Annotated in this window: 2 protein-coding genes; both read left to right on the plus strand. The window is 43.8% G+C overall.

Annotation, left to right across the window (positions count from 1 at the left end; all coding sequences use genetic code 11):
* A partial coding sequence (locus MiSe_RS49220) for a hypothetical protein (protein WP_226594862.1) occupies window positions 1–372 on the plus strand: 372 nt, incomplete at its 5' end.
* A gap of 156 nt (window positions 373–528) precedes the next feature.
* The gene (locus MiSe_RS49225; RefSeq protein WP_226594864.1) at window positions 529–825 is read left to right on the plus strand and encodes a hypothetical protein; all 297 of its coding nucleotides are present in this window, start codon (window positions 529–531) and stop codon (window positions 823–825) included.
* Window positions 826–1,137: the final 312 nt, after the last annotated feature.

The following is a 1,137-nucleotide window of genomic DNA, read 5'->3' on the forward strand; positions in this document are numbered from 1 at the left end:
ACTTTAGGTCACGTGAATGCAATGACTAACAGCGTGCTAGCAACTGGAACAGTTTTAGGATGCAACAGGCCCAAACCAGGAAGCGCCAGTAAACCAGGTGCTACAACCAACGGGGAAAGTTCGTTTGATCGTTTTTCGCTCCGACCTACTTTGCTAGCAGCTAACTGGGACTTAACTTTCCCCAATTATTCTGCTCAAAAAATTTCTAGTCCCAGGGCAAAATTGGTCAATGTGGGGATGCAAGTGGGAAACCTAATAATTCAGTTTGGCTGGCGAATAGATATGGAGCAGTACAACGTTATTGCAGCAGACGCTAGAACGGCGCTGAGAATTGAAGACGTGGAAGCTGACGATTTACCCACAACTTGCTGAGGAGTAAACCGACCTAACCTAACAGAGTCAGAAAGTATTTAACCACAGGCACTGGTGCAGACCAACGAGGTGGAGTTACCACTACTTTTGTGGAGCAAGCCAAAGAAGACAGCTGGCCAGAAGGTTGGATATTGGTAGGACAAAGAGGAGGCAGAGTTGGATTTAACCCAGGTACAGGAGAACCAGCTGCTTAACAGTTATTTATTTGGAGAATATGGCAAGTTAATTATTTTACCCGGAGATGAAGAAGACGACCAGGTTATAAATTGCCAGCCTTTTTTACAAACCCAGCTTAATTTTATGCCCGCTAAAGCGGGAGAATATTACTTTGTTAAAAAGCAACAATCTTGTCTTTTAGAGTGCGTTAGTACAAAAGAAGCTACAGAGTATGCTTTGGGTGGCTCATGGGATGAAGTAATGGGAGAAGATTGTTGGGATGTCTACCCAGGATAATTTTGGGATTTGGGGTAGCTGAGGAACGGTTGTTCCAGAACATGACAGGTGGAAAGAATTTCCCGCTGCGGTTTGAGAAACCAATCCTACAGTTGGCATTGTTTATTTTTGTCCGGATTGGGAGCGGGTATTTTACTTGGGTTAGGGTGGTTTACAAAGCTGGCGGTCAAAGAGTTAGCGAGGCTAGCCGCAGAGTATACCCGCGTAACGAACCTTTGCTAATCCAGTTTCCTGTTAATCCATATTTTTTACAGGTGTTAATGTGAGGTATTTTGAAGTAAAAAAGCCATTAAATTGGCACAGATTTATTGG

This window comes from Microseira wollei NIES-4236 (assembly GCF_020521235.1).
GTDB lineage: Bacteria > Cyanobacteriota > Cyanobacteriia > Cyanobacteriales > Aerosakkonemataceae > Microseira > Microseira wollei.